Below are 7,343 nucleotides of genomic sequence, written 5' to 3'. Positions count from 1 at the left end.
GTAGCTCGGGAACAGGCCGGTACGCGCCGCGATCCAGCCCGCATAGCCATAGGCCTCGGTGCCAAACGCCGTCGCCGCGATGGTGTGGCAGTTGCCCGAGAAGCTATCGCCGAGCAGACCCAGCCCGCGCCGGATCGGTTGGCGGCGTGGGATCGGGTTGACCAGAAGGCTCATGCGTACACCTCAAACGCAGCGCCAGCAGCGGGCACGTAGCGGATGGTCGCGGGCGGAATGCTCAGCTGATAGCCACCGTCTTTCCAGATGACCCGCCGTTCGCCTTCACTGCCAACGTCACTTTCATCGTGCGGTCGTAGGTTTCTTGCTTCGTTGCTGTCTTCACAGTGCTTCCCCGGCGGCCTACGGCCTGGCTGAATTGGTGGTGTTGGATAGCTCTTCGACAAAGTGGTTACACGCCAGCCCGGCTATTCGGGACTGGTCATAAGCCTTAGCCAGCTCTCTCGCTCGCGCGTCAGCCCTGCCGAGCAAGTCGGAGAGCACCATGGCGGCGCGGGTGGCTGCCTTGCCTCGCTCGGAAGCTCCGGTATCGCTGGGCATGCAACTTGCGGTTGCTGCCATCTTTCCGGCTTCGATGCGCATGAGCTCACCAGAAGCATCATCGACAGAGCCATCAGTAAGCGCAGCGGTCTGGTTTTGCCTTGCATGGTTTGCCACCTGGTTGGCCGCTTTCTGGCGGCGTTGCTCTTCGGTTCGGTACTCGGTGGTCGTGGTGGCCACCGCTTCGGACTGGGCGCTCACTTCCTCTGCCCACTTCGCCTTCCAGGCCAGATCGGTGACGGTCACGCCGTGCCGGTATGCCCCGTACAATGCACCCGCCAGCGCCAGCAGGATCAGCAGCACGCCGACCGCCTTCCACGGCAAGGCCTTCACGCCAGCACCTCAAGTGCTCGGGCGTACAGCGCCTGTCGATCAGCCAGACCGTTCGTGCCGCCGTTGATGCGCTTGGTGATAGTCAGGAAGTCGCCCTTGTCGGCCAGCGTATTGAGCGCGGCCCGGTGCCAGAACCACGCCGCCGACATCGCGGCGTGCTGCGTCCAGTCACCTGAATCAGCCCACGGCCACGGTAAAGCTGGCCGTCGCCATCCGCCTCGGGCGTGTTACCAAGGCGCTCAGCCAGCTTGCCGGTGTCGTACTTCGACAGGTAGGCGCTGCCGCCCAACTCGCGGACGTAACGCAGCTGACCGGACTCATGTTACTTGCTCATCGCTGTGTTGAGGACGGGTGCAAAAACGCCGGCTCTCTGGCCGGCGTTCGGGAGGATCTGCAGCAGCTGCTGCGCTGTGATGGACATTCGGTTTTCTCCAGGCAAAAAAATACCCGCTCGATGGCGGGTTCGGTGGCAGGTGTACGTCAGGCCAGTGGCTCTTCCACCAGCATCGGTGCGGCGGCGATCTCTGGAATAGCAGGCGCAACCGGCCAGACCGGGGCCTGATGCCAAGTAGGCTGTGCGGTTACCTTGCCCAGCGCGAACTTGTAGGCCTTCCAGGCCTTGAGAACAGGCGCGAGTGCAGCCGCTTCGGTCTCTTCTTCTTCGGTTGCTTCTCCGGCCTCAATTCCATAGCCCAGCGTTTCAATGCGGTCCTGAATACGCGCTATCTGAAAGGCTGCTGCACTGTTTTTGCTGTTTAGCGCTGACTTCGCATCAGCCAAGATGCGAGCAGCAACAGCCGCGTCCTTCATTTCTTTCGTGACTAACTTGGTCCAGTCAATATTGCTCATTATTACAAGACCTCGTTCATGACAAATATGGGTGGGGCAACCTCTGGCAAAGGCTTGGGAAATTGCACAATCCCGTCAGGGACATCTATAAGATCAACTGGATAAGCCTGCTCCGGACTATAATTTGCTGGAACTGGCATGATAATGTGAATAGTCAACTCTGTTTCGTATTCAACATCACCAGCAAACCATTCAGACGAAATTGCAATCCGGGGCAAGGTCGAGCCTTCAGGCATAGAAGAAAAGTCAAACGCCTCTCCATTCAATACCAACACGGCGCCTACTTTCTCAACAATCAAGGTATCGTCCCGGCGTTGCGGCGCAAGTTTAACTATCATCAGAACCACCTTCCTATTGCAATATAACATAGATATGAGGAGGCCCCATTAGCAGGGGAAACTACCCGCCCCGTTACGCCAGTAGTGCTTGCTGCACCCTCGGCAGCCCCCCAACAAAAATATCCCGCCGTAGTTAAGGCTTGTATAACTACGGCAGGCACCGCAACAAATGGCGCGGCAAATGTAAATGCCACCCCGCCCGAATAATAAATTGCTCCTCCCGCGCTGTTTGCAGTAGCTTGCCCAGGCGAAATACCACGGCAAATTAATGTTCCGTCGGCGTATTTCGTGAACGTTCCACCGTTAAGGTTTCCAGTTTCTATAACCGCACCAGTGGGAATCCCCCCGGCTTGAGAAACCGTGCCGACTACATTTCCTTCGTGATACAGCGCTCGCGCAACGGCTCCCATTGAAAACCCGCCGAGTTTAAATTTGTTGTCGGTATCCAGCCCCAAATGAACACCGTATATCGTGTCACGGATGAACGTCATAACAGCTGAGGCGCTATTGTTTGCTGCGTTGGCAATCCGCAGTGCGGTATTTCCGTCGTTGTTTGAAGAGCTGATGGATGCGATACCGGGCGGCGCACCAGAAAAAAGGCTTGTACCCGCAGAAGAGTTGCCCGCCCCGAGGCGAATACCCCCAAGCGCCTGGATCGCCTCGCCCGCTGTCTTCTTGCCGGTGCCGCCCTGCTCAATCGTCAGTGCCGTAGTCAGGCCAGACAGGGAAAGGATATCGCTGTTGTTCCCGCTGGCGGCGGCCGCAAGTGCTGCTCGCACACCCTCGCGCGTTCCAGAAGTGCCTAGCACCGCAAGCGTTGAGCCGAACTGGTTTACAAGCGCCCGGAGTGCATCAGCGGAATCCTTGACGTAGCCCTGCATCGGAGCCAGCGCGTACCCGCCCGCGTTGTTGGTGGCGCCCTGATAGTTCGGCGCAATCGACATCGCGGTATTACTGGCGATGTTGGTCACCTCATACCAGCCACCATCAGGCCCACGAAAGCCATCGCCTACCCGGCTGTTTGCTATGAATGCGGTATTGGTGCCAATGACCGCGTTCGAATTTTGGGTGACGGAAACCGTCCCCGACTTATACCAAGGCATGATGGTTACTCAATAAATTGATGGATCAGACATTCATCTTCGCGAATACAGCCGGTAGAAAGAATGCTGTCGGATTGGCCGCTGCAATGGTGATCGCGTAAAGCTTGCTGTTCGGAAAGTCCCACCAGCAATACAGCGCCCTTGATATCGCACTACCCGAGTTCAACCCCATACCAAAAGAGTTAATCAATAGATACTCATTCTCGGGGAAATTGAACGGCACTGAGTAATAACAACGCACAAGGTTCTGACTAGTATAGTCAAATCTTTCGTAATTCCACGCTTGAAATGAGCGTGTGAAGTTCGCGCTTGAAGTACCAGAGTCAAACAATAGTTTTGTGGAGCCATCCCAAAGCCGCATCCCGAATTCAGCAACCGCCTGCGCTTCGAACTGAGCAACAAAATACCGACCATTAGGCTGAGCGGTGTTCACATCATAGGCTCGGACATAGAAGCCGGTCCAGTTGCCCGCAGATCCGACCAAGCGCATGGCGCAGAGGCCTGCAACCGCATTCACAGTGTCGGGCCGAACAAACACCAGAGGCGGTTCCTGTGATGTAACAGGCCGAGGAAAGTAGGTGGTCGAGCCGAGCCCGCTTTCCTCGGTGGGCTGATAGCGCCCCGAAGCAATAACCATCAGGCGCGCGTATTGCGAGTCTAGAACTACCACGTTGCTGTTATTGGAAAACTCCAGGCCGTATGCTTCTGCCATTATGAAAATCTCATGACGAGCAGCCGCATGGTCCCGGCTGAAACCGTGCTCGAGCTGTAAGTTCTGGTGTGGTTGTAAACCCTCGCGATACCGTCAACTAGTTCCGTTTCATGCTGCCTCTGGTTGCCGTCGTAAGCGCCAGCCGGTATCACGATTGCCACACCGTTACCCGGCCCGACACCAGGCACAGCAAAGTCTTGGCTGGTCTTCGTGGTGCCGGAGAAGGTAACGAGCGTCGACAACACAACCCGGATCGTGAACGAATTCTCGTCCAACTGGAGCGCAGCATCTGCGCCCCACACCCTCATTCCGTTGCTCATTCAGTGAGGTCTCCCAACTGCACGCGTTTGACATTGTTAGCGTCATAGACCCGGACTGATCGATTGGTAACTACCAACCTGCCGCCGCCAGCGCCTGATCCGTTGATCTCGAGCGTCCCGTCCTTGCGCAGAATCCATCCGCGCTGCCCGGCCACATAGTCAGTCGAGCTGATGAAACTGCCGATCTTGGCGTTGGTGATCGTGCCGTCCATGATGAACGTAGGGCCGAGGAACAGCTGGCCGTTCTGAGCAACAAACGGTGTCGATATCGCCCCGCCCGCCAAAGTGTTTACCAGCGCAAACCGATCAGCCGACATGAGGATCTGGCTTTGCAGAACCCCGCCAACGTTCTCTATCCCTGCACCGATTGCGGCCATGACGTACTGTCCGTTGGAGTTGACTTGCAATTTGACGGTATACATCGCCGTCAGCTTGCCGTCCGTAGCCGCCTGCGCAGAGCTGACCGTTTGAACGGCTGCGCTCGCACCGTTGGCCGTGGCTTGGACTTGATCCAGTTTCGTGGACAGCGCGCCATCGGCGCTTGACCTGGCCGTCGCCTCTGACTGGATGGCTGCCGAGTTGTCGCCTACCTTCGTGGTCAGTTGCGTGATGGCCGTCGCCGTAGAAGCGAGGTTGCTGGTGACGACCTCACGAAGGTCAGTGATCTGGCCGGTGTTTGCCCCCACCGATGCGGTCAACTGCGTTACCGTTCTGGCCGTGGCTTCGTTCTGCGTGGCTCGGACTGTTGCCTCCTGCACAATGCCTGCTGCGCTGTTGTAGCCATTCACGGCATCTGCCAGCTCGCCATCCCCATTGTCGTCCCGAGACGAAGCCTGAAGCGCTTGCACGCTGGATGCCTGAGCAATGATCGTGGCGCCCTGCTGGCTCACGCTGGAACTCAGCGCCGCCACTGCTGAAGAGGTCGCCGATTGCTCGGCACCCAGCACTGCGGTGTTGTCTTTCCAGCCGGTAAGCGTGGTTCCTATTTCAAGCTGCGCCCGCGTGTACTCCACAAAGCCTGCGCTGACAGTGTCCGAACCATATAGACGGAAGTAGACCTGCACGCCCGCCGTACCTGCCGGAAGGTTTGGATAGTCATAGCTGATCCGCTGACTGCCGCCAGTAGAGACGACCAGAGGCCCAGAAGGTGCAGCGATAGGCGTCCCGGCAGCGTCCACTGCCTGCAGGAATATCCTGAACACCAGGCCTGCGGTTGCACGCACATAGCACGACGCAACAACCGAAGCCCCGGCCTTCGCCTTTGGCCAGTAGTTGATACCTTGTGTGCGAATCCCACGATAGATAGAGCTCTGATTCAGCCCGGTGACATCTACCCGCTGAGATTTTTCGGAGCCAACCAGCCAGGACGCAACGATTGAGGCAGAGCTGGTCCCCCCTGACGCATTTGAGTCAACCGACCAGCCCTCGGCCAGTCCTGCCGTTGCGCTCGCCTTGCTGAATGCAGGGTTGAAAAACAGGTTCTGTCCGCCCGAGTTTCCGAGGCTCGCAGTCACGCTTGTGATGGCCTGGCCTTGCGCCTTTATGTCCTGGCCTTGCTGCGTGACTGTGTTACCCAGCGCCTGCACCGTGGCGCTGCTGGCTTTACCAGCCAGCTCGGTGTTGATTCCCGTGATGGCCGAGCCTTGGCTTGAGAGCTTTCCCTCGGCGTCTGTGACACGATTACCGAGCGACTGCACGCTGCTGGCCGAAGCCTTGCCATCCAAAGAGCTCTGTAGGCCGGTGATCTGCTGTGACTGCGCGGTGTTTACGCCCTCAATGGACGTGACCTTTGTTTCAACAGTCTGCACTCGCGAAGCCAACCCCACAGCCGTGGCCACTGCCTGGCCTACGTTCAGCCAATACGTGCTGTTCGGCGGCGGCGTGTTGACGGGTACGTTCTGCGTGGCCTGATAAATGATGCCGTCAGCGCCCAGCACTCCCTGCCCAGCCGAATACGTCTCGCCCGGCTTGTAAGGCATGGAGTCGGCGAGGTCTGCAATGCTATCGATCTGCTGCTGCAGTTCCGCTCTGACAGTGCCCAGCGCGTCGCCAACGTCCGATATCTGATCGGCCAGTGCAGCTTTTGCCGCGGCCAAGCGGTCGTTTACCGAGCCTGGACCGTTGCCGTCGATCAGCTCTATTTTTTCAACAAGTTTCTGGCCGAGCTCGGTTTCGGTGATTTGCCCGGCGATCATTTCAAGGATCGCCCCAGCATCACTGCTGGTCTGACCCATCACGCCAGCGCCGGTCGGATACCACGGCCCCACGTTGCCGGTCCGGTCCACCAGGCGCGCCCAGAAGAAGAACGTCACGCCCGCCAGCAGGCCCTGCATGACATGTTCCGACTGGGGGTAGGCCAGATCACAGAGTTTCGTGGCCTTGGCCAGGTCGTTCGCCTGGCCGTACCAGATTTCAGTACGCTGCGTGTCCTCCGCACCTGGCGGGAAAGTCCACTTGAGCGCGATCCCGAATATCAGCGAAGTGGCGGTCAGCGACGTGACAGCAGGCGGTAAACTGGTCTTGCCCTGCAAGTTCGTCAGCAGCGACGTGGCCGGCAACGACGAGACATTCAAGGCGCTGACAGCGCGCACCCTGGCCATGTACTGGCCGGAGTAGATGCCGGGCACGTCAACCGACTGCTCGCCCGTTCGCGGCACCTTGACCCACTCGCGCGAGCCCCAGCGCCATTCCACGTCATACGCAACCGCGCCTGGCGCAGCGTCCCAACTGATGGTCATGTTGGTAACCGCGATGCCCTGCTCGATCACAACGTGCTGCGTCACGAACACTGCGCCTGGCGCAGCCTGCACGCCAACTGGAATGCCGCTGATTGGGCGGATATCCACGACGGCGCCAAAGTCGATGGCGTCAAACTTGCTCGGTTCGTGCTGGATGCATTCGAGCTGGTACTGGTGCCATTCCGGGCGCGTGATGTTGCGCACCAGAAACTGCATGGTTTTCAGGTCTCTTCTGGCACTTCACTGAAGCTGGCAGCCACAGTTACCCGCCGGCCGGTGAGCGAGGTGATAACGCGCGCCTCGGTCTTGCCGCTGGGCAAGTTCACCCGCAGCTTGGCACCGGTCGACAGATCGATGTCGCGGTCAACGGTGATGACGCGCCCCGCCACCGCGCT

General features: G+C 58.7%; 7 protein-coding genes and 2 pseudogenes. All 9 read right to left on the bottom strand.

Annotated elements, in window-relative coordinates:
• Positions 1 to 174: pseudogene (locus AO388_RS30105) on the bottom strand (SGNH/GDSL hydrolase family protein); the annotation flags it as partial.
• Positions 175 to 357: 183 nt separating this feature from the next.
• Positions 358 to 888 carry a DUF2514 domain-containing protein gene (locus AO388_RS21850; protein WP_058417105.1) on the bottom strand — a complete coding sequence of 177 codons (531 nt, stop codon included), beginning with the start codon at positions 886 to 888 and terminating at the stop codon, positions 358 to 360.
• Positions 885 to 1,309, bottom strand: a pseudogene (locus AO388_RS21845) (glycoside hydrolase family 19 protein). The gene AO388_RS21850 and the pseudogene AO388_RS21845 overlap by 4 nt, the downstream one beginning before the upstream one ends.
• A 59-nt stretch (positions 1,310 to 1,368) precedes the next feature.
• Positions 1,369 to 1,737: a hypothetical protein gene (locus tag AO388_RS21840; protein ID WP_058417104.1), complete on the bottom strand. Its 369-nt coding sequence runs from the start codon at positions 1,735 to 1,737 to the stop codon at positions 1,369 to 1,371.
• A gap of 2 nt (positions 1,738 to 1,739) precedes the next feature.
• Positions 1,740 to 2,075: a hypothetical protein gene (locus AO388_RS21835; protein WP_058417103.1), complete on the bottom strand. Its 336-nt coding sequence runs from the start codon at positions 2,073 to 2,075 to the stop codon at positions 1,740 to 1,742.
• Positions 2,075 to 3,178: a hypothetical protein gene (locus tag AO388_RS21830; RefSeq protein WP_058417102.1), complete on the bottom strand. Its 1,104-nt coding sequence runs from the start codon at positions 3,176 to 3,178 to the stop codon at positions 2,075 to 2,077. The genes AO388_RS21835 and AO388_RS21830 overlap by 1 nt, the downstream gene beginning before the upstream one ends.
• Positions 3,179 to 3,203: 25 nt before the next feature.
• Positions 3,204 to 3,890: a hypothetical protein gene (locus tag AO388_RS21825; RefSeq protein WP_058417101.1), complete on the bottom strand. Its 687-nt coding sequence runs from the start codon at positions 3,888 to 3,890 to the stop codon at positions 3,204 to 3,206.
• On the bottom strand, positions 3,890 to 4,198 hold the full coding sequence (locus AO388_RS29765) for a hypothetical protein (RefSeq protein ID WP_058417100.1): 309 nt from the start codon (positions 4,196 to 4,198) through the stop codon (positions 3,890 to 3,892). The genes AO388_RS21825 and AO388_RS29765 overlap by 1 nt, the downstream gene beginning before the upstream one ends.
• Before the next feature lie 8 nt (positions 4,199 to 4,206).
• On the bottom strand, positions 4,207 to 7,164 hold the full coding sequence (locus AO388_RS27985; RefSeq protein ID WP_236713933.1) for a phage tail protein: 2,958 nt from the start codon (positions 7,162 to 7,164) through the stop codon (positions 4,207 to 4,209).
• Positions 7,165 to 7,343: the final 179 nt, after the last annotated feature.

The organism is Pseudomonas sp. ICMP 10191, from assembly GCF_001467335.1.
Taxonomy (GTDB): domain Bacteria; phylum Pseudomonadota; class Gammaproteobacteria; order Pseudomonadales; family Pseudomonadaceae; genus Aquipseudomonas; species Aquipseudomonas cerasi.
The sequence above is the reverse complement of the archived record's forward strand: the minus strand, read 5'-3'. Positions and strand labels throughout refer to the sequence as shown.